The sequence below is a fragment of the Vibrio cyclitrophicus genome, from assembly GCF_024347435.1.
In the GTDB taxonomy this organism is placed as follows: Bacteria; Pseudomonadota; Gammaproteobacteria; order Enterobacterales; family Vibrionaceae; genus Vibrio; species Vibrio cyclitrophicus.
The window spans coordinates 87,987-114,408 of the sequence record NZ_AP025480.1 but is presented as its reverse complement, the minus strand read 5'-3'; the positions used below and the strand labels follow the sequence as shown (position 1 = coordinate 114,408).

Genomic DNA, 26,422 nt, shown 5'->3' with positions numbered 1-26,422 from the left:
GCCATTAAATGTGATATCAGCCGAAAAATAATCAGCTTGGCTTACAACACTTCACGAATAACGGCTTCAAACACATATCCCTATTGCTTGAAAGACTAGAATAACCATCACGACTACATGGAGGTTATATGCCTAATTCACTCTTTTTTGCCATCTTTGCACTCGCCGGTCTAGCAGCTTGGGTATTTCTTGGTTTCTATCGAAAACACACGCAAGGTGAAAATGCGCCAGAAAAGAAAGTGAATGCCACTGTGTTAGACAAACAATCCATCGATCTTCCTGACGCCGAACCGGGCCAAGAAGATCAAGAATACTGGATTTACGTTCAACGTGGGGTTGTTGGTCCGAAGCGAGAATTCCAAGTCGGTATCCACTATTTCCACGCACTTAATCCTGGTGATAAAGGAACCTTAACTTACCAAGGCGATAAATTTTTGCACTTTGCTTTGAAACGCTAGTCATAAACCGCCTCAACCATCTGTCATCAAAGCAAGCCAAGCACAGTTCGCAAGAATAGCCTTAGTACTAATCGCTAAGGTAAAAGCCAACGTGTCTTCTCTGACTTAGATACTAACCAGCTCATCCATAAAGCCCCTGCACCACTAACCACGATCCATAATGGAATCACCCAAGCAGGATGTCCTTGGAACCAACCGAACTCTTTCATTGGCCACAAAAAGATAGGATGCAGCAGGTAAATACCTAAACTGTGTTTACTGATAAAACCAACCACTTGATTGCTCTTATCAGATAAACCCTCTCCGTAATAACGACACAGCATGAACACCATGCTTGCAGCTAATACCGTATTCAATGTTTTGTAAGATAACCAACGACCTACCGTGTATTCCTCAGCTATCAGGCTTGCATCAACCACCATGTAGACCGTGGTTAGTAATGCTAACCCACCAAGTAAAACACTCACACCGACCGTCACCTTGTTAAGCGGAACGATTTTATACAGCATATACCCCAAAGGTAGGTACCCAGTGTAAAGCCACAGCTCGTGACTCCATGGGCCATCTATCCTGAGTAAGAACAACAAAGTGGTAAATAGCCACACTGCAGTGAAACCATAAACCGCTTTGTCCCCATACTTTCTAACCATGATCTGTAAGAAAGGAATCACAAAGTAGAGCGGGATAAAGTAATAGAAGAAACCAAGATGGTAGTACGTGTAGTGATGGTAACTATTGAGCAAAATATCCCAACTCACATCAGCATCAAAACCCATCGCAGACCAACCAGATAGGTAGGTATAGAAAAGCGACCAGACAATGAAAGGGATCAGTACCTTGCCCAATCGACGCTTAAGGTAGTATTTCGCATCAAACGGGCGTTGGTCACTGAGCATCAGGGCACCAGTAATCAAGATGAACACCGGCACCGCCCAGCGGCTGAAACTGTTCACCGTGATGGCGGTAAGCCATTCGCCGAAAGGAATGGTGTTCAATTCATTACGATAAGGAGCCAAAACATGAATCGCGATAACCGCTACGGCCGCGACACATCGTGCTAAATCAAAAAAGAGAATTCGCTGCTTCATGTAAATGCCTGATTAATATTCAATCATTCTACTATAGCAATAAAAAAGCTGACCGGAATAAATACCAAGTCAGCTTAGTGTTAAAGGAGAGGCTTATCGCGAATTAAGTTCATTCGACTTTAGGCTATACAAGCCTCGCTCTTACGACTAAGGCTCATGCGGCTGAAGCTTATGCCGCTGAGATTTGTGGCACTTTCGGTAAACGCAAAGAGATCAGTGTCGTTATCGCTAAGAACGCGAAGGAGACCCAAAGACACGCAGACAAGCCGGCCATTTGGAAAACCAAGCCTGATAATATCGTACCAATCAAACGGCCCATCGCATTCGCCATGTAGTAGAAGCCGACATCAAGCGACACACCATCGCCTTTCGCATAACTCACAATCAAGTATGAGTGCAATGATGAGTTCACCGCGAAAACGGCACCAAACACCATCAAGCCACCGATGATCACTAACTCTGGTTGCCAGCCAATTTGCACCGCATAGGCAATACCAGCGGTCACAATAGCCAACGCCCCCGCCCACAATAGCGCTGCATGGCCATCAGGTACCTTACCTTGCGCTTTACCGGTAATCTTTGGTGCAATGCCCTGTACAAAGCCGTAAGCGATGGTCCAAGCCGCTAAGAAGCCACCAACCCATGAGTGATCCCAACCAAACACGCTGCCTAGATAAATCGGCAGAGCAATCACAAACCACACATCACGAGCACCAAATAGGAACATACGTGCAGCCGATAAGATATTGATGGATTCAGATTTGGAGAAAATCTGTTTGAACTTGGGTTTAGTTTTCGCTTTCCCCATGTCCGCTTCTAAGCTCACCAAACTGCCAATGAAGACCAATGTCAGCACAGCAGCCATCGCGAGCACAGCGTACTGGAAACCAATCATCGAAAGCAGTAAACCACCGATAAAGAACCCGGCACCTTTCAGTGCATTCTTAGATCCGGTTAGAACCGCAATCCACTTATAAAGCGCACCTTGCTGTTCATCAGGGACTAAAGTTTTGATTGAGCTCTTGGCACTCATCTTATTGAGGTCTTTAGCGATACCAGACAACGCCTGCGCCGCCATTACCCAAGGGATGGTCAACATTGCGCTTGGCACCGCGAGCATACTCAAGGCGACAACCTGCATCCCTAAGCCGATATTCATGGTTTTATTGAGGCCAAGACGCGCCCCTAACCAACCACCGATTAGGTTAGTCACTACACCAAAGAATTCATAAAAAAGGAACAGTGAGGCGATCTCTAACGAACTGTAGCCAAGGTCATAGAAATACAGAACCACCAGCATACGAAGTGCACCATCCGTAATGGTGAAATTCCAATAGTTGAATGTCACCAACATATATTGGCGAACGCTCTTACTTAGGTTTGAAAACATAATGCTATCTCTGCAATCTAAACAAAAAGAGCTTTTGGATCATGATAAGTTCAACACTCCAGATACCAAAAGCTCCTTGTATAACAACCATGGCTTATTAGCCGTTCGCTACGCCATTAATGTACTCAATCTGGATCGGTTTAGTGAAGGCGCCCGGACGAAGTGATTGTACTTCTTGAACAATCTTACTCAGATCCCAACTCTTCTCTAACAGCAAGTGTGCAGCAAGCAAGCCAGTACGGCCAGAACCGCCCATGCAGTGCATTGCTACCTTGCCGCCGTTATCCACCACTTGGTGTAGCGCAGGGCTAGCCGCCTGCCATTTCGCAGCAAAATCAGCACCCGGAGCACAATCGTCTTCGATTTCGATTTGGAACCACTGCATGCCTAGTACTTGCGCTTTCTCGCCTAGCTCAGATACGTTCTTGCTCGCCAGTTCTTCACTGTCTAGAGCCGTCACAATCGCTTCCACGCCTTGTGCTTTCAGTTGCGCTAGAGATGCATCTAAGTCAGCACCTTTGGTACCTGGACATGGAGTAAGCACTAACGCACCAGTTTCTAAATCTAGTTGCCATGTTGGATGTACTTGAGAGTTTGTCATCGTCATCTATCTCTTAAAAATCTTGTAAATTAAGCCAGACCAACAGTACGAACTAGCTCAGCAGTACGTGTTGCGTAGCCCATCTCGTTGTCGTACCAAGCGTAAATCTTGACCATGCGCTTACCCACTAACATAGTTGATAGTGCATCCACGATGGTTGAGCGTTGGTCACCTTTGTAATCGATAGAAACCAGTGGACGCTCTTCAAAACCAAGAATGCCTTTAAGTTCATTCTCAGACGCTTCTTTCAGCATCGCGTTAACATCTTCGGCTGTGGTGTCTTGCTTCACTTCAAAGATGATATCTGTCAGAGAAGCATTCGCTAGTGGTACACGAACCGCGTGGCCGTTGATGCGGTTTTCAAGCTCTGGGAAGATCTCAACAATCGCTTTAGCGCTGCCTGTCGTTGTCGGGATAAGACTCATACCACATGCACGAGCACGACGTAGGTCTTTGTGCGGCGCATCTAATATAGTTTGTGTATTGGTTAGATCGTGAATAGTGGTAAAGGCTGCGTTCTCGATGCCTAACTTCTCGTTAATCACCTTCACAACAGGCGCAAGACAGTTAGTAGTACAAGATGCAGCTGTCACAATCTTATGTACCGCTGGATCGAAGATAGCGTCATTTACACCAACTACGATGTTGGCGACACCGTCTTCTTTCACTGGAGCCGATACCACAACACGCTTCACGCCTTGCTCAAGGTATTTATTAAGGAAAGAGGTTTTACGGTGAACACCAGTCGCTTCAAGAACAACATCACAACCTGACCAATCAACAGCATCAATATCGCGCTCTTGAGTCGTCTTGATACGCTGTCCATTGACGATCATCTCATCGCCTTCAACATTCACTGCGTGGTTCCAGCGGCCTTGAACAGAATCAAACTCAAGCAAGTGAGCCAATGTCGATGTATCGCCAGCAACATCGTTAATCTGAACAAACTCTAGCTCAGCCCAATCGAATGCGGCACGAAGTGCTAAACGGCCGATACGGCCAAAACCATTAATACCTACTTTAACTGTCATTGTGTGTTCTCTCAGTCAGTGGTGAATCTAAAAATATTCAATTAAACGCAACATTGAGGGCGTGAAGTTATTGCTTCTAAACGCTCAATATCTTGCTGGTATTCCGTTTTCAAACAGTTCGATGCGATAAGGTCATCAATTAACTTGAGCATCCAACCGGGTAAATCTTGTGACAGACGATAAAACACCCACTGCCCTTGGCGAACATCCGTCAAAATACCATTTGAGCGCAACTGCGCTAGGTGACGGGAAATCTTTGGCTGACTTTCTTGTAATGCTTGAGTCAACTCACCAACAGAAAGGCATTCATTGCGCACAATCAGCATTAAGCAACGCACTCGCGTTTCATCAGACAGTAATTTAAAAAATTGGTGAGGAAGCATAATTACATACTCATATATGGATATGCATATATCTTAATTATAAAAAAACGCACGTCAAGGCGTGCGTTTCAATTGTCATTAAAGTTTAACAAAGATAAATCAAAGCTGGTTAGTAACGGTATGGCTCCAGCGTCGCGCTTCGGTAAGCTCTGTTTTTACTTGCTCGACATTAAGTCCTAGATCAGCGCAATGCTCATCAATTTGTTGCCAATCTGCATGCTCAAAACTCTCTTCAAGTGCCAGTAGAGTCCCGTATGGCCCTTCTCTTCGAAGCAAAGCAACCTTGATACTTTTACACAACGGCAACTGCTCTACAAGATTCTCTAACGACAGATCAAGCAGCGCATCAAGCAATGAAAACAAACCAATCATAAACGCCTGCTCAGTGTGCCCTGCAAATGCTTGGTAACGAGACATGCGCTGGCAAAATTGAGCACGCTGTAAAGACAGGCCATACAACTCTTTTGGTTTTTTATCAGAGACATAAGATGCCACCGCCAACGAGACAAACATTTTCAGTTTCTCTTGCCCCAGATACACTAAGGCCTGACGGAACGAAGAAATAGTCACCTCAAGACGAGGCGACATGGTGTTTACAAACCGCAGTAACTTATAAGATAAAGCAACATCTTTCGCGACAATGCTTTCAACACGTTGGAAGTCGACGTCCGGTTTACACACCTCTTGAAATAACTCCATGGCAATCACTTGCTCTGGGCTAATATACTTGGTCTTGATGATTTGCGGTTTACTAAAGAAGTAGCCTTGGAAGAACTTAAAACCGGCCTCTTTCGCTTGCTTGAATTCTTGTTCGGTTTCAACGCGTTCAGCAAGAAAGCTAAACTTCTTCCCTTGATGGGCTTTAACCAAATCACACGCCTCATCCAAACCCATTTGCATGATGTCGAGCTTAACGATGTGCGTATATCTCAGGAAGCGTTCCCATTCAGGCGTCGATGTAAAATCATCAAGAGCAATCATGTAGCCAGCTTGGTAAAGCTCTTTTACCGCATCTAATAACTCATCGGTTGGTTTACAGGTCTCGAGGATCTCTACCACCACCTTGTCTTTCGGTAAACTTAAAGGAAGTCGACGAATCAGGCTTTGGTATGGGAAATTGATAAAGCAGCGCGAAGATGAGATCGAAGGGTTAAGCCCTACCGACAAAAAGTTTTCAACAATCAGACGATACGTTGCTCGATTAGACTCAATATGCGCTGGATAGGCATTCCTCTCTCCATCGCGAAACAACAGCTCATAACCGAGCGTGTTCTTGTTACGATTTAAGATAGGTTGTCGAGCAACGTACGTAGCGGTCATTTATTGATAACTCTAATTGATTTAACTATAACTCTATTACTTTCATTAAGCTTTGGCAGCAGCTAGCAAAGCGCCGCAACCCATGAACATACCACCAAATATTTTATTTATCTTACCCATTATGCGATCAGAGCGAATAAAACGTCCCATTTGTGAAGCTAATGAGGTGTAACCCAACATAACAACGCTATCAATGAATACCGTTGTCACACCGAGGACTAACAGTTGTGGTGCTTGAGGTTGTGTCGGGTCGATAAACTGAGGAAACAGAGCCACTAAAAACACGATAGATTTCGGGTTAGTTAGATTAATAAGCACAGCATTTCTAAGTAACTTACTACTCGATAGCGTAGAGCTCTCTTCTGAAGCCACCAAGTTAGAGTTATCACGCCATTTTTGAATGCCCAACCAAACCAGGTAAACTACACCAACCCATTTGATAATGGTGAATGCCAGCGCTGATTTTGCCACTAATGCACCGATACCCGCCCCCACCAACAAAATGTGGAATGCAAGGCCAAGCTGTAAGCCTGCGATCGACGCAAGTGACTTCTTAGTGCCATAACTAAGTCCATTACTGATCGAGTTAACGGTACCTGAGCCCGGAGCCAAACTAAACAATATCGCAGTGACGACATAAGCAAGCCAAACATGAGTATCCATTTGCATTTCCTTACTAGTTCTTTAATCTAACAACATTAGTAGCAATAAAGCTCTCACATGCATCAGTTCAGGTAATTTCCCATGGAAAACCACAGTGAAGCCCCGTTTTCTTACACGCAAGAACCTCAGTTCGAACAAGCGATTAAACACCCTATCCCCACCCTTTGGCAACAACGAAAAGATGGGTATCTAACAACATCTGGCAAAAAGAAGCTGTACTGGTGTAGCTTAACCTCACCAACGCACACCAAAGCCATTGTTATTTCAAATGGCCGCATTGAATGTTGCTTGAAATACCAAGAACTCTTTTATGATTTCTATCAGCAAGGCTATGACGTTTATTCATTTGACCACCAAGGTCAAGGCCAGTCTGAACGCATGGTAACAGACTCTGACATTGGTCACATTCATGAGTTTGATGATTACGTTTCAGATATGTCTGACGTCATTGCCAGTTTTGATCTAAGCCGATATTCCAATCGCTACCTGCTCGCACACTCAATGGGTAGCACTATAGCTACTCGATACTTGCAAACTCATCCAGCTCACCCGTTTGACAAAGTCACCCTGTGCGCTCCAATGTTTGGTATCAACACCGAGTGGTATTTTAAACCTATCGCGATGCTCGTTGGACAAGCGTTAACGGCTTTTCACGCTAAACCAACGTATGCTCCGGGCCAACAGGCCTATTATTCAAAGCCTTTTGAAAACAACCTACTAAGCCACAGTAAGGTGCGTTATCAGTGGTTTCGTTGCCTGTATGACGGCTCCCCCTCTTTGCAGGTTGGCGGACCAAGCACACGCTGGGTATGGCAAGGGTTAATGGCCGCTAAACAGGCGATACAACAAACTCGTCAAATAAAAATCCCGCTGTTATTGATTCAGGCAGGGGAAGAAAAAATTGTCAGTAACGATGCTCAAGTAAAATTCATCAATAAATTGAAGAAAACCAACTCAGATTGCATGTTTAAGGTCATTGAAGGATCTAGGCATGAAGTATTGTTTGAACAAGATGAATACCGTAATCAAACACTAGACGCCATCAATCAATTCTTTGCTTAACGAGGACGATTAAGAGGGCAAGCCTTTAAGAATTGAGGTGCTAAAGAGGAAGAGAAGTAGGCGAGCTTTGCCCTCTTTTCTTACGCAAATTTGGCATACAATTTCCAAGTACAGATATTGTAGTTAAAGAGAATACTAGCGTTAGCTAGTGTCGATTTTAGTTAAGCATTTTGCAATGAGGGTTAAATGACTATTCCTGCACTAAAAGATTCCGTGAAAATTGTTGCCTCCGATTTAGATGGTACGCTGTTAGCGCCAAACCATCAGCTCAGCGACTTTACTAAGCAGACACTCACGAAGTTACATGGACAAGGTTATACCTTTATCTTCGCTACTGGCCGACACCATGTTGATGTTGCAGGCATTCGTAAACAAACAGGCATCCCCGCTTACATGATCACCTCGAACGGCGCGCGTGTGCATGATCAAGACGACAACCTGATGTATGCCAAAAACCTGCCAGTGGATCTTGTACAAAGCGTAGTTGATGTTCTCAAACAAGACCCTGAGATCTTTATTCATATCTACATGAACGACGAATGGTTGCTAAACCGTGAAGACGAAACCATGAAGAATTTCCACGATCAAACTGGTTTTACATACCGACTGTATGACGTCGACAATGCGCCGACCGAAGGCATTGCTAAAATCTTCTGTACTCACCCAAATCAAGAACATGAACACCTTGTTCCGTTCGAAGATAAATTGAACGAGCAGTTTGGTGACAAGCTGAATATCGCATTCTCAACGCCTTGGTGTTTAGAAGTGATGGCAGCAGAAGTGTCTAAGGGTGATGCGCTACAAGCCGTTGCACAATCTATAGACCTAGAACTTGAGAACTGTATTGCCTTTGGTGATGGCATGAACGATGTCGAACTCCTTTCAATGGCTGGAAAAGGCTTAGTGATGGGTACATCGCATGAGAAGGTCCTCAAAGCTTTGCCACACAATGAAGTGATTGGCAGCAACGCCGACGATGCGGTTGCACACTACTTAGAAAAACATCTGCTCTAACCTTGTCTCGTCGAAGCCATCTTAATAAATAAAAAGGCAGCCAACTGGCTAACACTGATCATTTAAGCATTTTCCTGATCAGTTGAACGATCCTGCAGATGGTTGACAATACCCTTAAGCACTTCTGTTTAAGGGTATTTTTTATGCTGTCACACTGGTTAATCGATGTTGACGATTTTGCTAATCCAGAATCTCTTTCTTTGTTCCAAAAAGACCTTCCGCTAGATTGGATAAACCAAGCTTTATCTGAAACGAACAAAGCGAGTATGCGTCGTAGAAAGTTACCTGCCGAACTTGTTGTATGGTTAGTCGTTGGTATTGGTCTCTATCGAGATAGACCGATTACCGATGTACTCGATAAACTCGACCTCAAATTGTCTAACTCATTGGGTGAGTCTATTGCACCTAGTGCGATTCCCCAGGCGAGAAAGCGCCTCACCGCTAAACCTTTAGAGTCATTATTCTCAATCACAGCAAAGCACTGGACACAGTCGGAAGATGCGGGTGATAAATGGAATGGTTTGAGCCTATTTTCAATTGATGGCACACAGTTTAGAACGCACGATAACCCAAGCTTAGCTGAGCATTATCAATATGTTTACTACCGAAAAGACAGGCACACTGAATATCCAATCGTTCGAATGTGCGCACTCACATCCCTACGGAGTCGACTTATTCATGATGTGGCTTTTGGGGAAAGTTCTAAAGGTGAAATTAGCTATGCAAAAGATTTAATTTCATCAGCTGTCCCGAATTCATTGACCATTTTTGACCGTTGCTACCTGAGCGCAGAGCTTATGCTTAACTGGCAACGAGAGCATGGGACAAGTCACTGGATGACGCCCATAAAGTCGAATGTGAAGTATGAAACCATCGAGCAACTCGATGATGATGGGCGAGATCTGATTGTAGAGATGAAAGTCTCTCCACAAGCTAGAAAGCAAGACCCGAGCCTCCCGGAAACGTGGAAAGCGAGGCTGGCTCTATACCCCGATGATGGTGAACAACAACCCAATCATATACAAGGGCTGCTGACTTCTCTAACAGATAGAAAATACAGTTTAAAATCATTATTAGACGTGTACTTCGAAAGGTGGGAAATCGAGAAGAGTTATGGCGAGATTAAGCATGACATGCTTGAAGATGAAATTCTGCTCCGCAGTCAATCTGTAGAGGGTGTAAAGCAAGAGGTATGGGGTATCCTTATCGCGTATAACTTAATCCGTCTGGAGATTAGCCGAATAGCAAAAGAGGCAGAAGTCTCACCACTTAGGATAAGCTTTACGATGGCACTTCGAGATATTCAAGATGAGCTAATGTGGTGTGCTATCGCTTCTCCAGGTTCTATTCCCAAAAAGCTGCGAGCTATGAGAGAGCGAGTGAAACGTTATATTTTGCCCGAAAAACAAAAACGGCCCAAAGGTAGGACCGTTCGTTTTAGTAAGACTCGCTACACTGTGCGATCTAAACACCTTAAATGATAGGTGTTGGCCAACTGGCTGCCTTTTTGAACCTTACGTAAAAAGCTCTCTCTAATGCTATCGAGAATCTAGCACTTCTTTGCTTAAGATTGCCTGCCACTCTTGTTCGGTAACCGGCATGATAGATAAGCGATTACCGCGCTTCACCAATGACATCTCTGATAGTTCAGGCATGGCTTTAAGCGTTGCTAAGGGAATCAAGCGTTCAGTCACTCGAACAAACTCGACATCCACCATTATCCAGCGCGGGTTATCTGGTGAAGACTTAGGATCGTAGTAATCACTCTCTGGGTCGAACTGAAAGTGGTCTGGGTAGGCTTCTCTGGTTACTTTGGCGATCCCTGCTACGCCAACTTTCTTACATGATGAATGGTATATCATCACTAGGTCTCCAAGCTTAACTTCATCGCGCATCATGTTTCGAGCCTGATAGTTGCGTACACCCTCCCAACAAGAGGTTTTTTGTACTCTCAGAGTCTGAATAGAAAAGGTGTCAGGTTCTGTTTTAAATAACCAATATGCCATAATAAATCCAATTAACGGTTGCTCCGAGGAAGATATAACATGAAGGTAATAAAAAACCCAGTGACATGGCTAGTCGCATTCGCTCTACAAGGCTGTGTCACAGCGCCAGATGTCCCCCAAAAGCCAGAACTACCACCAGCAACCTTGGATGAGCCACTGAGCATCCAACCGCAAACCTTCATCATGCGTGGTCAGGTTGTGGTTGGCCATGAAAGCCGAACCTTCACTCCTTGCGGTAGCCAACAACAATACTGGTTAGATTTATCACCAGAATTAGCACTGGAAGCTCAAGGGCTAGCAACCCGACCTTACCAAGCTTTATATGGCGAGCTGATTGGATACCTAACTGTGCCGAGCCAAACGGGTTATAACGCAGATTTCACGGCACGTTTCGTGGTTGATCAAGTGAATATCCTAACCGCAGAAAACCCTAACCGTTGTGACCAACCCCTACGTTCAACACGCGTATTTGGCAATGAACCTTTCTGGTCCGCAGCCTTCGATAAAGACCAACTCAAATACGCTCAGATGGGCGAAGAACCACAACGCCTAAATATTGAATCAAGCCGCACCACACCAAACAGTCGTGATTACCAATTAGAAGGTAAAACGGCGCAAGGAAAACTCAATCTCAAAAAAGAAAGCTGTAGCGATGGCATGAGCGACTCAATCTACGGCTTGGAAGCCAAGCTCAATCTCAATGACAGTAGCTACAGTGGCTGTGCGACATTATCAAATCAAGATCCAACGCTGAACTGGAGCGGGCTCTACTTCGCAAGTTCAACGAAGAACACAGGGTTCTCTATCAACCTTGAACTCAACGATGATCACAGCGCTGTGACCACATACTCGTACAGCAATGGCGACCCTTCAATTGTTGAACAAGGCTTCTGGCAGCAACTGAACCAAAATCAAGTACAAGTGGTAATGACTCGCCACCAGCAACAATACTTAATCTCTGAACGTATCTTCACGCTCGACAACGGCAAGCTGGTCGCTGAAAAAGAGAAAGTAGGCAACGTTGTCTACCCGATTGCCAATGGCGGTTTGGTGTTATTTGAAGCCAAGAGTGAACAGGCGCAAGTAAACACGACCACGGCCGTGGATCTAACCGCAAAACAGGTTAACTCGAGCGATCAACTTGATCAAAAAGTCGACCAAGCGATCCGTGAGTATTTCAAGATCAATAACACCTCACCGGACAACACTAAGTATCGTTGGCTGACTTACGATCTTAACGGTGACGGTAAAGAAGAGTTACTCGCTCAACTCAACTGGTGTGGCTCTGGAGGCTGTACTTTACTCATTTTTGAAAACCATCAAGACAACTGGCGTTTCAACAGCCGGGTAACATTGGTCAAAGGGGATATCCGCCTTGGCAAATCACAAAGCCACGGCTGGCACGATCTTATCTTCAATGTCAGCGGAGGTGGGGCAACACCGGCGAAACATACACTGTCTTACTCTGGTGTCAGCTACCCACTTAACCCAAGCGTAGCGCCAGTCGCAGATAATGCTAATATCAGCGATGTGGTTTTGTTCGCGGATGGTATCTCACCAGCAAAAATCGGAGTTAAGTTATAAACATGAGTAACCAACAAGCTTGTGGTGGTTGTGGTTTTACTCACCAATGCGTTTGTCATTTAATACCAAGTATTAAGAGCCAAGTCGACCTTGTACTGTTGACTCACGAGAATGAGTTTTCGCGAGACACTAATACAGGGAAACTGCTGCAACAATCGCTTGAGAAGTGCGAGGCGTTCGTGTGGCAACGAAAGACACCACCTGCCGATCTAATGGCATTACTTGAAGATGAAACACGACAGCCTTTTCTATTGTTTCCAAGTGATAAAAGCATCGAATGTCAGCAAGCCGTGTCATCTGTAGCTGGAGATCGTAAGCCGCTATTCATTATTTTGGATGGAACATGGCAAGAAGCGAAGAAAATACTCAACAAGAGTGTTTGGTTACAAGCGATTCCACAAGCTCACCTCAACATTACCAGTGAATCCTCATACACTCTGCGCCGCAACCAAGACAGTGGTCATTTGTGTACCTGTGAGGTTGGCGTTGAACTGCTCAAGGCATTAGGTGAAGAAGAGCAAGCGCGACAGATTGATGACTATTTCCAACATTATCTAAAAGTATTCCAAGCCGATAAGTGTGGCCACTCACTCAAATAGTTGAGTGCAGATGCTGGAGATAAATAGCTAAAAACAAAGGGTGAGCCATAAGCTCACCCTTTTTACATCGCACTTTAGTTTTTGAACCAATGAGTGTTTCACGTGAAACGATCGGCTACGTCAATCGCCCCATCAAAACAGACGCTTGGGTTCACCAAAATGATACCCCTGCAAGTAATCAACCCCCATATCCTCTGCTATTCGACATACCTGTTCATTATGTACGAACTCCGCTACCGTCTTAGCGTTTAAGATATGACACAGACTGACGAGTTGTTGAGCTATTTTGCGTTGCTTCTTATCTTTATCGATATTGCGAATCAAGCTGCCATCGAGCTTTATCACTTGTGGTTCCAGTTTCAATATTTCATCGATGTTCGAATAGCCAGAACCAAAGTCATCGACAATGATATTCACCCCAAGATCGCGAAAGTGATTACACACCTCGATCAAGCGACCGTAATCCTGAATTTGCTCAGTTTCTAACACCTCTAAACCAATACGCTGTGGGTGGCTAATTTTTTTGATGGCTTGCTCAAGGTGTAAAATGGTTTTCTCATTGCTGAAATCTTGTGGCGCTAAGTTAATTGAGAACGAATCGGTTCTCTGGCTCATGAAATCAAAGGTGCGCGTTATCATTTGGCGACTTAAGCGTGTATAGAGGTGGGTACCCTCAATAATAGGTAAGAACTTACCCGGTGCGATCAGCTGGCCATCTTCTTCGATTCGAACCAAGCACTCGTAGCTTTCTAATTGATGACTATGTGCCGACACAATGGGTTGCGAGCAAGCAACAATATTTTGGTTGAGCACCGCGCGGCTGACACACGATAGCCAACCGAGTTGTTCTTGGCGATGCTTCTCTAATTGGATTAACGCCTTAGCACTCACCAGATGTTTATTCTGACTCACCGCGCTGCGTCGAGCTTCAATCGCTTTCAGTAATAAATCATCAATGGAGGTCGTAGGGAAATCGCGACGACTCGCGACACCAGCACAGACTGAAACCGAAAGATAATCGATATCCGGTAACCCCATTGGCTCAAAGTTGACATGCTCGGTTTGATCTGCAAATTCAGAGAAACGCTGGTGGATTTGCTCTTGACTAGCCCAACTGTCAAAAACCACGGCCCACTCGCCAATGCCAATACTATAAAGTTGGCAACTCTCATCAAAGAACTTCAAAAGTGCTTTTTGAAGGTATTCACTCAAATCATGCAGAAGCTTATCACCTACTCGATAACCGTACTTCTCATTGATTTGACCAAAGGTGGTGACCTTCAGCGTTAATAAATGGCTATAAAAACTCATTGTCGACAATGCTTCACGCAGAACACTTCGATTGGGTAAGCCAGTACGGCGATCAATTCGGTAGCTCGCAGTCAATGCAGTCGCTTGCTGTTGAATCTTACTGGCCATACTGTTGTTCATATCATCGACATCAAGCAGTGCGTTTCGAATCAGTGAAAATAGCGGGGATATATTGGTTGCTGGTTGTGTTTCGAGTGGCAACGCAGCCTTACCTTCCCCTTCTCTTAGGGCGAGATAAGTTAAGCTATGATGCAAGATTCTTTGTTGACCCGTATCTTGATAAAGCTCGCCCATACAATAAACACCGTAAGTATCCGCCAGCTTTTGGAAAACCTCTACCTCTTGGTTACCATCGATAAAGTCGATTCGAGAAGTGCAGTTATAGATAAAGAGCTGTTCTGGTTTATGTGAGGCAATTTGTTGAACGCCAAGCCTAACTTGCTCTAAAGTCAATGAGGGGTGGTCATAACAAAATCTGACCTCATCGCCCACCTGAAACTGACCACTGAACTCTATCTCTCCGCACTCCATGACCTCAAGTGGCAGGTGAATATTTTGCTCTTTTGGGTCGCCAACCATCAAAGGGAAGTTGTGCAACTGTTCAAAAGGGACCTCCAGACCATCAGCAAGGTAACGATTATAAAGATCACGAATCGGCATTCCATCCAATTCTGCTAACCGATTATCTTGAGCGCCCGTCACTCGAAAGGTTCGACCGATTGGATTCCACTCAGTGTAATAACCTTTGGTAATGGCAAGCTTTGAGCTGTGCAACGCCACCATCACATAGGCATTTTCATAACAGACACCATTGAGCATTACCCATCGGCCCCCCTCTGTAATGGTAGAGGCACCACCACAAATAGGTAATGAGTATCTCGATTGCTCAAACGCTGCAAACAGAGCTCGGTTGTTTATCTGCAAGCGATCTGCGAAACAGATGATACTTTGAGTTTCGGCATGACACTGCAGTTGCTCCGCCATCATTCCACTATCGAGTAGAGGCTGCTCACTGTACTCCACAATACCGCAAGTGTAAGACGTCGCGTCAAAGCGAGTGACAATAAGATAAAGGCCTTGATGCAGGATGACACCTTGGCTGATGTAGTGGTTTGCACTACAACCAATGAGTTTGGCGTTGGGGAAAATCGATTTAATCACTTGGCAGGCAGCCAAAACCGAACCTTTCTCGAAAGAAGAAAACACCTGAATCAGCAAACTTTCATGTTTATGAAAATCTATCTTGTCCAATTCATGTTGGGTTTGTTCTATGTCTTGTATCAGGAGAGAGGTCGACTGCATATTCACATTAATCGTTACGTTAATGATTCGTCATTGTGCTTAGTATAAATACAGCTTGCACGGAATAATTACGATCGTCGTACTAATAATGTGACGTTAGTTAAACATCATTCATTTCAATAAAACCAGGCGGTGAGCTGTGATTGCGCGCCGTTCAATAGATATATCGTATAACAGCCTGACCTTTGTATTTTAAAACAATCGCTTAGGCTCACCAAAGTGATAACCTTGTAGGTAGTCGACACCCATTTGCTCCGCGATATCACAAACCTGTTGGTTATGAACAAATTCAGCGACTGTTTTAGCATTAAACACCTGACATAAACGCACCAGTTGAGAGGTGATATTTCTCTGTTTTTCGTCCTTATCAATGTTGCGAATCAAACTGCCGTCCAACTTAATGACTTGCGGTTCAAGCTTGATGATTTCATCAATATTGGAATAGCCTGAGCCAAAGTCATCGACAATGATTCTCGTCCCTAGAGCACGGAAGTGATCACATACCTCAATCATTCGGCCATAGTCTTTAATCTGCTCTGATTCTAAAACCTCTAAACCAAGTCGAGTCGGATCATTCATACCGCTAATCGCCGCCTCAAGAACCTCAAGCGTCTTATCGCTCAATAAATCTTGCGGGGATAGATTGATAGAGAACGAGCTCTGCTTATCCGCCATATAACCGATGGTGCTTTTAATCATATGTCGGCTAAGACGAGTATAAAGATGCGTATCAGCAATGATAGGTAAGAACTTACCAGGAGGGATAATCGAGCCATCTGATTCCATGATTCTGACCAAGCACTCTTGAGCGATCATTTCATGAGTCCCCGCCGCTACAATAGGTTGTGAGTAGGTAATTATGTTCTGATCTAAGATCGCTCGGCTTACACAACTCAACCAACCAAGTTGCTCCTTACGATCTTCTTCGCTGACTTGAATATTCTTAGCATTAGTAATGTGAGTATTATTTCGCACACCATAACGACGAGCTTCAATGGCCTTTAATAAGATCTGATCACCGCTGTCGCTTAAGAAATCACAACGGCTCGCAAAACCACCGCATAACGATACTGAGAGATAATCAATATCAGTGAGTCCATAGGGTTCAAAGTTGGTGTGTTCGATATCATCAGCGAACTCGACGAAACGTTGCTCTATCTTTGTACTATCAACACTTGCATTAAAGATGATAGCCCACTCACCAACACCAATACTGAACAGCTCTACCTTTACCTTGGATTCCTTAACCACGCGAAGGTGCAATCGCTCTACAAAGTAATTAGAGAGATCCTGTAATAACTGATCCCCTACTTGGTAGCCATATTTCTCGTTCACTTGGTGGAAATTGGTCAGTTTGAGCGTCAACAGGTGCTCAGTGAAGAGAATCATATTGAGGCGTTCTTTTAATACAATGCGATTAGGCAGCCCGGTACGAGAGTCAATACGATAACTTTCCGTTAAACGACGTGCCTGTTGATGAAGTTTTTCCTCCATCTGAATATTCATGCGATCGAGATCAGCAACGGCATTTCTTACTAAATTAAGCAATGGTGATACTGTAGAGTCACGCTGATAACCCCCACAGCGAAACTCATCGATCTCGTCCGACTCTCTCATCGCAATATAAGTAAGACTATGATGAAGTATCTCTTGGCGATCTTCATTGCGATATAGCTCACCCATGCAGTATGCTCCGCACGTATTCACGATTCCTTCGAATGGCTTCAGTTCAAGTTTACTATCGATGAATTCAAGTCGAGAGACGCAGTTATAGATAATCACAGACTCAGGCTGATGGATGGCCAGCATCTCGGCACCGTGGCGCACCTTTTCCGCGGTCAAAGAGGGGTGGTTATAACAAAACTGCGCCTCTTCACCGACATGCCAAGGGCTATCAAACTCTATACTGCCATCATCATTAATACGTAGCGGCGTTGAGATACCCTTCTTTCTGCCAAGTTCTCGATAAAGTGGAAAGCTCATCAGTTGACTAAAGGGAAGATCTTTTCCATCGGCAAGGTAATGTTTGAAAACCTCGATGGCAGGCTTATCATTTAATGCATATAAGCGATGACCCTCAGCGCGCGTTACTCGCAGCTTCATCCCGATCGGGTTCCACTCAGAATAAGCATCTGACCAAACTTTTAATTTAGGGTTACTCAAAGCAACAGCGACACAAGCGTGCTGATAAATTTCTTCGTTGTGCATCACCCAACGACCAAATTCATTCTCATGACATAACCCACCAGCCACCGGCAAAGCGTAAGGCAGATTCTCAAAGGCGTTATAGATAGGGTAATCACGACCTTCAACCTGATCACATAGACTGATCACGGTCTTGGTATCTTCAGATAGGTTTAACTGAGCAGTTAACGCTTGGCTGTCATGACTAGGGTTGCCAGTAAAAGGCTGAACAGCAGTAGATAAACGAGTTTCGTTAAATTCACTGATAATGATTAACGTACACGTACTTTCAAGGCAGTTGTCACAAATAACATGGCGTGCACTTTGCCCAATTAGCGTCGCACGATTTAAACGCTTTAAGGCAATACTCGCGATTCCACGAGCGACATCAGAAGATTGAGCAGAAAAGAGCTGGATAAGGTATTGTTTGTTGTCACTCCACTCTCGCAGATTAAATTGAGACTTAAATAACTCCTCAGTATTTGCGAGAAATGTAAATGTTTGCATGCCAACCCTTGTTCAAAATCGAGTGAATTGAATAACCCGCAACCTCTGCTTGACTGAAATGAATCTATAAAAATAGCCGCCAATTATCCTAGCCTAAACCGGCTTTTAATGGCGCCTACTGTAACAATTCATTATCATAAATGCGACACGATAAGCTTATAGTGGCGATTAAATGAGTCGCATAAGGTCGCTGAGCTGATCTATTTCAACATCAGGTAACACACTTGCCTTAGAAGATAGATATAAATTGGAACCCGTATCATTAAACCAGCATGCTTGGAAGCCATTTCGCTTCGCCCCATAGACGTCAGTTCTGAGATGATCACCAACATGAAGGATATTCTCAGCATCGAACCCTAAGTACTGCTGAGCGGTATCAAACATATCAGGGTAAGGCTTTGCTTTACCGTCAGGACCAGCTTTGAGGATTAACTGAAAGTACTGTCCTAACCCTATTTTATGCGGATCGACGTTACCATTAGTAATCGCAACGAGCGAAATACGCTGGCTGAGTTCTGTCATCACTCGGTGTGTTTCTTGAGGCACATCGACTTGATTACGCAACCACAAGGCATGCTCAATACCCTCTCGAGCCGCTTGTTCTGCTTGCCGCAGAGAATAGCCCAATTGCAGCAAACCAATTTTAATCTGAGTTTCACGCCACACAGTGACATCATGTTTTAAGGTTGGATTTTCAGATGCGACTTGCTGCTTGATGCCCTGCCACTCTTCGAGCGATAAAGAAGCCGACACTGGGTGCTTTTGATAAAGCCACTGTGCCATCTCCTTCTCAACCTTCATGATCACAGGCCAGTTGTCATACAAGGTGTCATCTAAGTCAAAGGTCATGGCTTTGATGGGCTTTAACCCTCGATAAATTCGCATAGTAAACCCTTTAATCTAATCTCTATTCTTCTTACGAGCTCTCGGATGAGCCTGATCATAAGCTTGTGCCAGGTGCTGGAAATCTAAGTGGGTATACACTTGGGTCGTCGAGATATTTTCATGTCCAAGTAACTCTTGAACTGCGCGAAGATTTTGGCTCGACTCAAGCACATGTGTTGCAAAAGAGTGACGCAATTTATGTGGGCTAATGTGACTCGCGACGGATTGCTTCTTACCCCACTCTTCCATACGCTTTTGTACGCTGCGATGAGAGATACGGGTCCCTAGTTTTGACACAAACAGGGCGGTTTCACCCGGTGAAGCCAATTCACCACGAACTTTAAGCCATTTATCGACCCACTCTTTAGCTAAACCAGAAAACGGCGCTTTACGTTCTTTGTCACCTTTACCAATCACTCGGATTTCACCCTGCCGGCCTAATACATCTTTAAGGTTGATTCCGACTAATTCAGCGAGTCGCAAGCCTGCACCATACATCACTTCCATCATCGCTCGATCACGAATCGATAATGGGTCATCTCCGTTCACTTCAAGCAGTTGACCCACTTCATCAACATCGAGGTTCTTAGGTAAAGGGCGTTGTTTACGTGGAGCTGAAACCCCTTTTGCTGGGTTAGCGTTCATTTCACCACGTAACACAAGGAAATCAAAGAAGCTGCGCAGTGAAGATAAGCGCGTCGCAATACTGCTCGCCTTCATTCCCTCTCGCATGCCTTTACTGGCAAGTTGTCTTACCCACGCCGCATCGACTTGGCCCCAGTCTTTTAGGCCAAGAGTTACTAAATGAGCGGCCATGGTTTCAAGCTGTTGTTTGTAATTACGTTGGGTGTGTAGGCTGAGTCCCTTCTCGCTTCTGAGATATTCATAGAAGCGAGAAAGTGGCTTTTGAAGGCTGCTAGGAAGAGGTGTTTTGGGCTCTAGGCTCATTATTTATCTGCCAAGGTAAGGTATCCGCCAAATGAGCTACTACCAGCGCTAAATGGCGTAAAAAGAGCGTGTCCATATGGGGTTGGAAATGTCCGCCATCTTCACTAGAAAAGGCGAGCAAACCCAATGGAGACAGCTTAGCGAGCGGTAGTACTACATAAGAGCCTAGCTCTGGAACGGGAAAATCACCAAACAAATCGTGTCTGTCGGTTTTTCTCAAACGCCCTAAGTAAGCATCTTTACCATTGAAATGGTTAAGTGAGAACTTAGAGTAACGCTCTTCATTGAGCTGATAAAAACCTGATTGCGAAAGGATTCGAACATGAGCCTTAAGCCCTAGATCTAACGCTTTTTGCTCAACAGCTTTTATCACCTGCATGAAGTCACTGCATTTCAGCACCTGCGCTTGCAGATCCATAAATTCATAGAAGGTCTTATCGTTATTTGCAGCCAACGACATCAAACCGGTGATCTCTTCTTCGAGCTCTTCGATTCTGTGGCGTTGGCGTTTTAGCTGAACCTCAACCAGAGAAACAGCCCCCTGCTCAACGTTATTGATAGCAAGGCGATCAACCAAATCTTTCCTGTCTTGAAAAAAATCTGGGTTATCACGTAAATATTCCGCGACCACTTCTGCGGTGAGTGCGTCGGCTTCAACGTAAGACAAAACCTATCCTTTATGTTTTATGAATCGATGAGTGATGAATCGTTCTTAGCAAGAAAGTTGACCATCAAACACATGCGTTGCAGGGCCAGTCATAAACAAAGGCTTACCCGGACCTTGCCAGCTGATCTGTAAATCACCTCCAGGCAGACGAACTTTCACATTCTCAGCCAATAAGCCTTGAGTGATACCAACCGCAACGGCGCCACATGCACCGCTACCGCATGCTTGAGTTTCACCCGCACCACGTTCGTAAACACGCAAACGAATTTCATCACGGCTGATCACTTGCATAAAGCCAGCATTCACTCGCTCTGGGAAACGCTCATGCGATTCAAGAAGTGGGCCCAAGGTGTCTACGTCAGCGGTATCAACATCATCAACAACGGTAACCACATGTGGATTACCCATGCTAACGGCACCACAGAATAAAGTGTGGGCATCCGTTCTTAAGATGTATGTCTTCTCTGACTGTTTCGCCTTGAATGGAATCTTGCCTGGTTCGAACTCAGGAACACCCATGTTTACGGTGATCTGGTCATTGTCTTCAATCTTAAGAACCATTTTACCTTTCTTAGTGCTTACGTTGATGCTGTACTTATTCGTTAAGCCTTTCATGCGAACGAATCGTGCAAAACAACGAGCACCATTGCCACACTGCTCCACTTCACTGCCATCCGCATTGAATATGCGGTAATGGAAGTCAGTTTCTGGGTCATAAGGAGCCTCAACCACAAGTAGCTGATCAAACCCCACACCAGTGTGACGATCCGCCAAACGACGGATCAAATCTGGAGAAAAGAAAATATTTTGAGTAATGCAGTCCACGACCATGAAATCATTGCCCAAACCATGCATTTTAGAAAAATGGAAGTGCATAACGCTTAAAATTACTCCGGAAGAATGTTTTCAAGTTCCCACAAACTCGTAAGCTCTTCACGCTGACGAACCAAGTGAGTTTTATCGCCATCCACCATCACTTCAGCCGCACGCGAACGAGTGTTGTAGTTAGATGACATCGCGAAGCCATAAGCACCAGCTGAACGAACTGCTAGTAGGTCGCCTTCTTCGAGAACAAGGTCACGATCTTTACCTAAGAAGTCACCCGTTTCACAGATCGGACCAACCAAGTCGTAAGTCACGGCTTCACCCTGACGAGGGCTGACTGGCACAATATCTTGCCAAGCTTGATAAAGTGCTGGGCGCATCAGGTCGCTCATTGCCGCATCGATGATGGCAAAGTTCTTATGCTCTGTTGGCTTGAGGAACTCGACTTTCGTCAATAATACACCAGCGTTAGCAGCAATCGCTCTTCCAGGCTCGAAAATCAGCTCTAGATCAGAATGATTGTCTAAGCGAGCCAATAAAGCTTTTGCGTAATCTGAAGGCTGTGGTGGTAATTCATCACGATAAACCACACCAAGGCCGCCGCCGACATCAAGGTGTTTGATGTTAATCCCATCAGAACGCAGCTGATCAATCAGCGCGAGCAGGCGATCAGTGGCATCGATAAAAGGTTCGATATCGGTTAACTGAGAACCGATGTGACAATCAATACCATGGATAGACAAGTTATCGAGTGTTTTTGCAAAAGCATAGACGGCAGGGGCACGGTCGAACGCAATACCAAACTTGTTGTCACGCAGACCTGTAGAAATGTAAGGGTGAGTGTTCGCATCAACGTCTGGGTTGATACGCAGAGAAATCGGCGCTTTAACACCAAGTTCACCTGCCACTTTATTTAGTCGCTCTAGTTCTGGCTCAGACTCTACATTGAAACACTTAATGTTTAACTCAAGCGCACGCTTCATTTCTGCGGCTGTCTTACCAACACCAGAGAACACAACTTTAGCTGGATCGCCACCTGCAGCAACCACACGCTCTAACTCACCACCAGAAACAATATCAAAACCAGAGCCCAAACGAGCCAAAGTATTCAATACGCCGAGGTTTGAGTTAGCTTTAACGGCATAACACACTAAGTGTGGGTGCTCACCAACCGATGAATCAAACGCATTCCAGTGGCGTTCTAATGTTGCACGAGAATATACATACAGCGGCGTACCATATTGCTCTGCTAGTTGTGAAAGTGCGACGTCCTCAGCCCAAAGCTGGCCATCTTCCTGATAGTTGAAGTAATCCAAAGTTCTTATCCCTTATAAATAACGATTTCTGCGTGTTTTCACTTATTGTGGTTGTTCGGTCTGTTGAACATCTTCAGGATCGTACAACGGACCCGTTTGACCACAACCAGAAAGTCCAATAACGGACACCATAAACAGAGCGGTAATTAATTTTTTCATTTTGCATATCGTGATTATTAACTCAATGCCCCCTATAATCGCACCACACTCAGGAAAAGCAATAGGATAGAAAGGATGAACGATACTGAATTTCATCAACTGGTCGATATACAGATGCAAAACATCGAAGAAGCTATCGATGAATCAGAGGCAGATGTTGATTACGAAGTGACTGGTAACGTGATGACACTAGAGTTTGAAAACCGCAGCCAAATTATTATCAACCGCCAAGAACCAATGCGTGAAATCTGGTTAGCCTCTAAATCTGGTGGCTTTCACTTCAAGTTAATTGATGACAAATGGACATGCTCAAAAACAGGCATGGAATTGTTTGAGATGGTGAAAGAAGAATGCGTGAAACATGCAGGTGAAGAGATCAATTGGGTCTAATCATTTGTAAGCGAAAGGAAAAAGGAGTGAATCAATCACTCCTTTTTAATATCTGTCGGCTCAAAAACTTAGATATTGACTATCTTCGAGCTACGAGAAGACAAAGTAGCATCGTTACGATAAGGCACGACATAAGAGTTGCCTTCTTCCGGATGAACAATTTGATAGTACTGAGGTAGATTGAAATTAATCAACCTAGAGGACACCTTCGTTTCATCTTTTACTGAAGTGTAGAAAGAGTTCACGCTTGCGATCATCTCATCTTTTTCACCACTGTATTGGTGGTACACCTCAACTTGATTCGATTCATCCAATACATAAATATTGAAGCCTTTATCCGTGTCTTCAAAAAAGAACTGGATTAAACCCTCACTAGCAAAACCATCAACCACTTCGGGTAATTGATACTCTTGCTCTTTATCTAGCATCTGTAAAGGCGAGCCCTTCAGCTTGTTGGTTGAAATACTACGATAGAAATCAACCGAGTTTTCCAGCATCTGTACCGAGACACCACGACGTTCAAAGAACAGACCAAACATTTTGTTAGCTAAACGGATAGCCTTAAAACGACGACGCTTTTCAGGCTCAATCGGTTTCAATCGCAAATCAATGCACTCAGCCAACAACTGATACACCATGTTACGCATCACACCACGTAGGTTTTTGCTGTAACAGAACACATCAACTGATTCTGGCGGTAAAGCATCTTGGTGCATTTTACCCAGTACAGTTTTAAGGGCGTCCAACATCGCGGTATCACCTTGAAAATGAAGCGTACGCACTTCATGCCAAGAATTACGATAAACCAGATCAACACTCCCAACCAAGCTCTTACCTTCTTCACCAAAACTGAAGATATCGGCATTCTTAAGATCAAGCTTCAATTCACGAGGACTCAACTCAGAAGTCGGATCATTCTCAAAGTTGATGAACATCGCCAGCTGGCTTATTTCACATGGACTGGCCAGCGCTTGCATGCTTGGGCGGCGCTTACGCAAAGAAAAAGTATTTCTCAGGTCACTGACCATTTGATAGAACTTATCAATATCAATATGAGCATCACGAACAACAGAATGTAAACGAGTCGATTCGGTAATCAAACCATTAAAGAATGACCAAGCAACCAACTTACTCAAGTACTCATGATGCTCTAAAGATGGCTGACCAAGAATGCGGTGTGCAATCAATGGTTGTTTATACAAGTACCAGCCCGCTTTGTTCGCCTGGCCTTGGCGCACCTCAATAAAACTCAAATCCGATTCATGTAAATCAGGGGAAATTTGAGGGTTCAATAGCGTCACTTTGCCAGGTAAAACTTCAAACGCAGCATAGAGCTTGCGAGCTAAAATACTGATGTCTTGTGGGCTGATAGCTGAAGTAATGTCATTGCGACGTGCAAATTGAATCAGGTTACGGTAGCTCAACATCAAGGCATCAAGCAGTGCATGGTGCACCACTTTAACTTGCTCAACTTTCCAGTTACGGCGGTTGTCGAGCTCAGCGATCGTTTCATGTCCCCAATTCCAAGATTTAGTCATCTCGGTCAAGGCTTCACGACGCCATGCAACAGAACCATTACCTGCTTCGCGCGACAACTTTTCGTGGGTCTTGAGGTAGAAACAACGTCTAACTAAATCCAATCGAGTATGGTCGTTAATGCGTTCTAAATAGCGCGTTACCTTCTCAAGCATCAGATAATAGCTATCCATGCCGTAAAGATCAGGTTCGTCCGCAAAGAAGCGACGCTTGGTATCAATGCTAAGCAGTTGAGTATGTGGGTACTCCCATGAATAAGCTTCTAACAGAATAGCCTTCAAAACCGATTTATACGGTGAGTCGATACTCTTATAAAGTTGCCATAGGTTTGAACCAAAGTACTCTTCGGCAGGAATGCGATTCAACTTACCAAAGTCGATCCACTGCGAGCAATCAAGATAACCATCCTGACATAAACCTTGAACATATTGGTCGTAACACTCCTCCATTTCTGGTGGAATGATCTGCCATAACAAACGCTGGCCAGCCAAACGAACTGCAGAGCGATAAAACTCATCAAGTAATAGCAAATGTTGTGAAGAACCACAGTTATCGCCAGTCATCTCTTCAGAATGATTTGAACGAAAACGTTCTCCATCCATTAAGAAGAAGTTTGCTTCAACCCCTAAGGTTTCAGCCCAATCGGTAATAAGCAAACATTTGTTAGTCAGGCTATCGCGCGATGCACCGTCCATATCTGGAGAAACACAAACCCAGATATCGAGGTCGCTTGAGGTACTTTGGCCAATAGAAGAAGTGCTACCCATGGTGTAAAGACCAAGAATTGCAGGTTCAGCCGCTTTGGTCAGCTTGCCACCAAGTGTTAATTCAGTATCTGAGACAAATTGCTTTTGGAATGAGTTAAGCGTGAAGCTATGAATTCCAAAAGGAACTTGCTGGTCGTAATAACCAGGCATCATGGGATGATTGAAATGAAGCAGTGTGGGAATAAGGTTAAAAACTCGCTGACCTTGGACATTCATCAACGCCAACGCACGATCAATGCGCTGCTGATTTAGATTGTCTAATCGTTGAATCAAAGTCTGAGTGTAAGCCTGCAAGGTAAGTCCTTGGTTTGAGATTAAATGCACTTCTGTTTAGTTACTGAACGAAAGGAGCAACAAAACGTGATCAATTTAACACTTTTACCCCTAATGGTAAAGCAAAGGAGCTTGTCATGCTGGCCAATTCTT

General features: G+C 44.5%; 24 protein-coding genes. 7 read left to right on the top strand and 17 right to left on the bottom strand.

Annotated elements, in window-relative coordinates; all coding sequences use genetic code 11:
* The first annotated feature begins 128 nt into the window (after positions 1–128).
* A complete protein-coding gene (locus OCW38_RS00500) occupies positions 129–458 on the top strand; it encodes a DUF2500 domain-containing protein (RefSeq protein ID WP_261894756.1) in 330 nt (109 codons plus the stop codon).
* A gap of 74 nt (positions 459–532) precedes the next feature.
* Here the strand turns inward: OCW38_RS00500 and OCW38_RS00495 are convergent, their stop codons facing one another.
* From OCW38_RS00495 to rhtB, 7 genes are all read right to left on the bottom strand, one after another.
* The gene (locus OCW38_RS00495) at positions 533–1,546 is read right to left on the bottom strand and encodes an acyltransferase (protein WP_010438741.1); all 1,014 of its coding nucleotides are present in this window, start codon (positions 1,544–1,546) and stop codon (positions 533–535) included.
* 169 nt (positions 1,547–1,715) lie between these two features.
* Positions 1,716–2,936 carry an organoarsenical effux MFS transporter ArsJ gene (gene arsJ, locus OCW38_RS00490; RefSeq protein ID WP_010438743.1) on the bottom strand — a complete coding sequence of 407 codons (1,221 nt, stop codon included), beginning with the start codon at positions 2,934–2,936 and terminating at the stop codon, positions 1,716–1,718.
* A 97-nt stretch (positions 2,937–3,033) separates the two neighbouring features.
* Positions 3,034–3,543, bottom strand: coding sequence for a cyclin-dependent kinase inhibitor 3 family protein (locus OCW38_RS00485; protein WP_016784001.1), 510 nt, complete (start codon positions 3,541–3,543; stop codon positions 3,034–3,036).
* Between the two features lie 23 nt (positions 3,544–3,566).
* Positions 3,567–4,568 carry an ArsJ-associated glyceraldehyde-3-phosphate dehydrogenase gene (locus tag OCW38_RS00480; RefSeq protein ID WP_016768437.1) on the bottom strand — a complete coding sequence of 334 codons (1,002 nt, stop codon included), beginning with the start codon at positions 4,566–4,568 and terminating at the stop codon, positions 3,567–3,569.
* A gap of 41 nt (positions 4,569–4,609) precedes the next feature.
* The gene (locus OCW38_RS00475) at positions 4,610–4,951 is read right to left on the bottom strand and encodes a metalloregulator ArsR/SmtB family transcription factor (protein ID WP_010438748.1); all 342 of its coding nucleotides are present in this window, start codon (positions 4,949–4,951) and stop codon (positions 4,610–4,612) included.
* Positions 4,952–5,050: 99 nt separating this feature from the next.
* A complete protein-coding gene (locus OCW38_RS00470) occupies positions 5,051–6,271 on the bottom strand; it encodes an EAL and HDOD domain-containing protein (protein WP_010438750.1) in 1,221 nt (406 codons plus the stop codon).
* Positions 6,272–6,316: 45 nt separating this feature from the next.
* Positions 6,317–6,934 carry a homoserine/homoserine lactone efflux protein gene (gene rhtB, locus OCW38_RS00465; RefSeq protein WP_016787982.1) on the bottom strand — a complete coding sequence of 206 codons (618 nt, stop codon included), beginning with the start codon at positions 6,932–6,934 and terminating at the stop codon, positions 6,317–6,319.
* 81 nt (positions 6,935–7,015) lie between these two features.
* Here rhtB and OCW38_RS00460 point away from each other — a divergent pair, with 81 nt between their 5' ends.
* The 3 genes from OCW38_RS00460 (at position 7,016) to OCW38_RS00450 (ending at position 10,491) form a co-directional block, all read left to right on the top strand.
* The gene (locus OCW38_RS00460; RefSeq protein ID WP_016784003.1) at positions 7,016–7,996 is read left to right on the top strand and encodes an alpha/beta fold hydrolase; all 981 of its coding nucleotides are present in this window, start codon (positions 7,016–7,018) and stop codon (positions 7,994–7,996) included.
* Between the two features lie 186 nt (positions 7,997–8,182).
* A complete protein-coding gene (locus OCW38_RS00455) occupies positions 8,183–9,010 on the top strand; it encodes a Cof-type HAD-IIB family hydrolase (protein WP_010438760.1) in 828 nt (275 codons plus the stop codon).
* A gap of 143 nt (positions 9,011–9,153) precedes the next feature.
* A complete protein-coding gene (locus OCW38_RS00450; RefSeq protein ID WP_261893540.1) occupies positions 9,154–10,491 on the top strand; it encodes an IS4 family transposase in 1,338 nt (445 codons plus the stop codon).
* 57 nt (positions 10,492–10,548) lie between these two features.
* On the opposite strand, the gene OCW38_RS00445 is transcribed toward OCW38_RS00450, so the two are convergent.
* Positions 10,549–11,016 carry an EVE domain-containing protein gene (locus tag OCW38_RS00445; RefSeq protein WP_102297034.1) on the bottom strand — a complete coding sequence of 156 codons (468 nt, stop codon included), beginning with the start codon at positions 11,014–11,016 and terminating at the stop codon, positions 10,549–10,551.
* Between the two features lie 39 nt (positions 11,017–11,055).
* Between OCW38_RS00445 and OCW38_RS00440 the strand changes: the two genes are divergently transcribed.
* Positions 11,056–12,600 carry a COG3650 family protein gene (locus OCW38_RS00440; RefSeq protein ID WP_016793355.1) on the top strand — a complete coding sequence of 515 codons (1,545 nt, stop codon included), beginning with the start codon at positions 11,056–11,058 and terminating at the stop codon, positions 12,598–12,600.
* Between the two features lie 2 nt (positions 12,601–12,602).
* The gene (locus OCW38_RS00435) at positions 12,603–13,199 is read left to right on the top strand and encodes a tRNA-uridine aminocarboxypropyltransferase (protein ID WP_010438769.1); all 597 of its coding nucleotides are present in this window, start codon (positions 12,603–12,605) and stop codon (positions 13,197–13,199) included.
* 132 nt (positions 13,200–13,331) lie between these two features.
* Here the strand turns inward: OCW38_RS00435 and OCW38_RS00430 are convergent, their stop codons facing one another.
* The 8 genes from OCW38_RS00430 to lptM form a co-directional block, all read right to left on the bottom strand.
* The gene (locus OCW38_RS00430) at positions 13,332–15,812 is read right to left on the bottom strand and encodes a bifunctional diguanylate cyclase/phosphodiesterase (RefSeq protein ID WP_016790200.1); all 2,481 of its coding nucleotides are present in this window, start codon (positions 15,810–15,812) and stop codon (positions 13,332–13,334) included.
* 192 nt (positions 15,813–16,004) lie between these two features.
* Positions 16,005–18,503 (bottom strand): bifunctional diguanylate cyclase/phosphodiesterase, encoded by a 2,499-nt coding sequence (locus tag OCW38_RS00425; protein ID WP_016768431.1) that lies wholly within the window; start codon positions 18,501–18,503, stop codon positions 16,005–16,007.
* A gap of 168 nt (positions 18,504–18,671) precedes the next feature.
* Positions 18,672–19,388, bottom strand: coding sequence for a 5-amino-6-(5-phospho-D-ribitylamino)uracil phosphatase YigB (gene yigB, locus OCW38_RS00420; protein WP_016768430.1), 717 nt, complete (start codon positions 19,386–19,388; stop codon positions 18,672–18,674).
* A 15-nt stretch (positions 19,389–19,403) separates the two neighbouring features.
* On the bottom strand, positions 19,404–20,336 hold the full coding sequence (gene xerC / locus OCW38_RS00415; protein ID WP_010438782.1) for a tyrosine recombinase XerC: 933 nt from the start codon (positions 20,334–20,336) through the stop codon (positions 19,404–19,406).
* Positions 20,305–21,003, bottom strand: a complete 699-nt coding sequence (locus tag OCW38_RS00410; protein ID WP_010438784.1) for a DUF484 family protein — start codon at positions 21,001–21,003, stop codon at positions 20,305–20,307. The genes xerC and OCW38_RS00410 overlap by 32 nt, the downstream gene beginning before the upstream one ends.
* Positions 21,004–21,048: 45 nt before the next feature.
* Entirely contained in the window at positions 21,049–21,879 is an 831-nt protein-coding gene (gene dapF, locus OCW38_RS00405) for a diaminopimelate epimerase (RefSeq protein WP_016784009.1), read from the bottom strand.
* A gap of 11 nt (positions 21,880–21,890) precedes the next feature.
* Positions 21,891–23,144, bottom strand: coding sequence for a diaminopimelate decarboxylase (lysA, locus tag OCW38_RS00400; RefSeq protein WP_261894747.1), 1,254 nt, complete (start codon positions 23,142–23,144; stop codon positions 21,891–21,893).
* Positions 23,145–23,186: 42 nt separating this feature from the next.
* Entirely contained in the window at positions 23,187–23,303 is a 117-nt protein-coding gene (gene lptM / locus OCW38_RS23095) for an LPS translocon maturation chaperone LptM (RefSeq protein ID WP_022570868.1), read from the bottom strand.
* Between the two features lie 75 nt (positions 23,304–23,378).
* On the opposite strand from lptM, the gene cyaY reads away from it, so the two are divergent.
* Positions 23,379–23,693 (top strand): iron donor protein CyaY, encoded by a 315-nt coding sequence (gene cyaY / locus OCW38_RS00390; protein WP_010438796.1) that lies wholly within the window; start codon positions 23,379–23,381, stop codon positions 23,691–23,693.
* Between the two features lie 68 nt (positions 23,694–23,761).
* Here the strand turns inward: cyaY and OCW38_RS00385 are convergent, their stop codons facing one another.
* Positions 23,762–26,290 (bottom strand): class I adenylate cyclase, encoded by a 2,529-nt coding sequence (locus tag OCW38_RS00385; RefSeq protein ID WP_010438799.1) that lies wholly within the window; start codon positions 26,288–26,290, stop codon positions 23,762–23,764.
* Positions 26,291–26,422 lie beyond the last annotated feature (132 nt).

What these genes read in the sequence shown, in the direction of transcription:
- OCW38_RS00430 (WP_016790200.1), bottom strand. Translation starts at nt 15,812, where the DNA reads ATGCAGTCGACCTCTCTCCTGATACAAGACATAGAACAAACCCAACAT.
- OCW38_RS00485 (WP_016784001.1), bottom strand. Translation starts at nt 3,543, where the DNA reads ATGACGATGACAAACTCTCAAGTACATCCAACATGGCAACTAGATTTA.
- OCW38_RS00455 (WP_010438760.1), top strand. Translation starts at nt 8,183, where the DNA reads ATGACTATTCCTGCACTAAAAGATTCCGTGAAAATTGTTGCCTCCGAT.
- arsJ (WP_010438743.1), bottom strand. Translation starts at nt 2,936, where the DNA reads ATGTTTTCAAACCTAAGTAAGAGCGTTCGCCAATATATGTTGGTGACA.
- OCW38_RS00480 (WP_016768437.1), bottom strand. Translation starts at nt 4,568, where the DNA reads ATGACAGTTAAAGTAGGTATTAATGGTTTTGGCCGTATCGGCCGTTTA.
- dapF (WP_016784009.1), bottom strand. Translation starts at nt 21,879, where the DNA reads ATGCACTTCCATTTTTCTAAAATGCATGGTTTGGGCAATGATTTCATG.
- cyaY (WP_010438796.1), top strand. Translation starts at nt 23,379, where the DNA reads ATGAACGATACTGAATTTCATCAACTGGTCGATATACAGATGCAAAAC.
- OCW38_RS00470 (WP_010438750.1), bottom strand. Translation starts at nt 6,271, where the DNA reads ATGACCGCTACGTACGTTGCTCGACAACCTATCTTAAATCGTAACAAG.
- OCW38_RS00435 (WP_010438769.1), top strand. Translation starts at nt 12,603, where the DNA reads ATGAGTAACCAACAAGCTTGTGGTGGTTGTGGTTTTACTCACCAATGC.
- OCW38_RS00425 (WP_016768431.1), bottom strand. Translation starts at nt 18,503, where the DNA reads ATGCAAACATTTACATTTCTCGCAAATACTGAGGAGTTATTTAAGTCT.
- OCW38_RS00445 (WP_102297034.1), bottom strand. Translation starts at nt 11,016, where the DNA reads ATGGCATATTGGTTATTTAAAACAGAACCTGACACCTTTTCTATTCAG.
- xerC (WP_010438782.1), bottom strand. Translation starts at nt 20,336, where the DNA reads ATGAGCCTAGAGCCCAAAACACCTCTTCCTAGCAGCCTTCAAAAGCCA.
- lptM (WP_022570868.1), bottom strand. Translation starts at nt 23,303, where the DNA reads ATGAAAAAATTAATTACCGCTCTGTTTATGGTGTCCGTTATTGGACTT.
- yigB (WP_016768430.1), bottom strand. Translation starts at nt 19,388, where the DNA reads ATGCGAATTTATCGAGGGTTAAAGCCCATCAAAGCCATGACCTTTGAC.
- OCW38_RS00500 (WP_261894756.1), top strand. Translation starts at nt 129, where the DNA reads ATGCCTAATTCACTCTTTTTTGCCATCTTTGCACTCGCCGGTCTAGCA.
- rhtB (WP_016787982.1), bottom strand. Translation starts at nt 6,934, where the DNA reads ATGGATACTCATGTTTGGCTTGCTTATGTCGTCACTGCGATATTGTTT.
- OCW38_RS00450 (WP_261893540.1), top strand. Translation starts at nt 9,154, where the DNA reads ATGCTGTCACACTGGTTAATCGATGTTGACGATTTTGCTAATCCAGAA.
- OCW38_RS00495 (WP_010438741.1), bottom strand. Translation starts at nt 1,546, where the DNA reads ATGAAGCAGCGAATTCTCTTTTTTGATTTAGCACGATGTGTCGCGGCC.
- OCW38_RS00475 (WP_010438748.1), bottom strand. Translation starts at nt 4,951, where the DNA reads ATGCTTCCTCACCAATTTTTTAAATTACTGTCTGATGAAACGCGAGTG.
- OCW38_RS00440 (WP_016793355.1), top strand. Translation starts at nt 11,056, where the DNA reads ATGAAGGTAATAAAAAACCCAGTGACATGGCTAGTCGCATTCGCTCTA.
- OCW38_RS00460 (WP_016784003.1), top strand. Translation starts at nt 7,016, where the DNA reads ATGGAAAACCACAGTGAAGCCCCGTTTTCTTACACGCAAGAACCTCAG.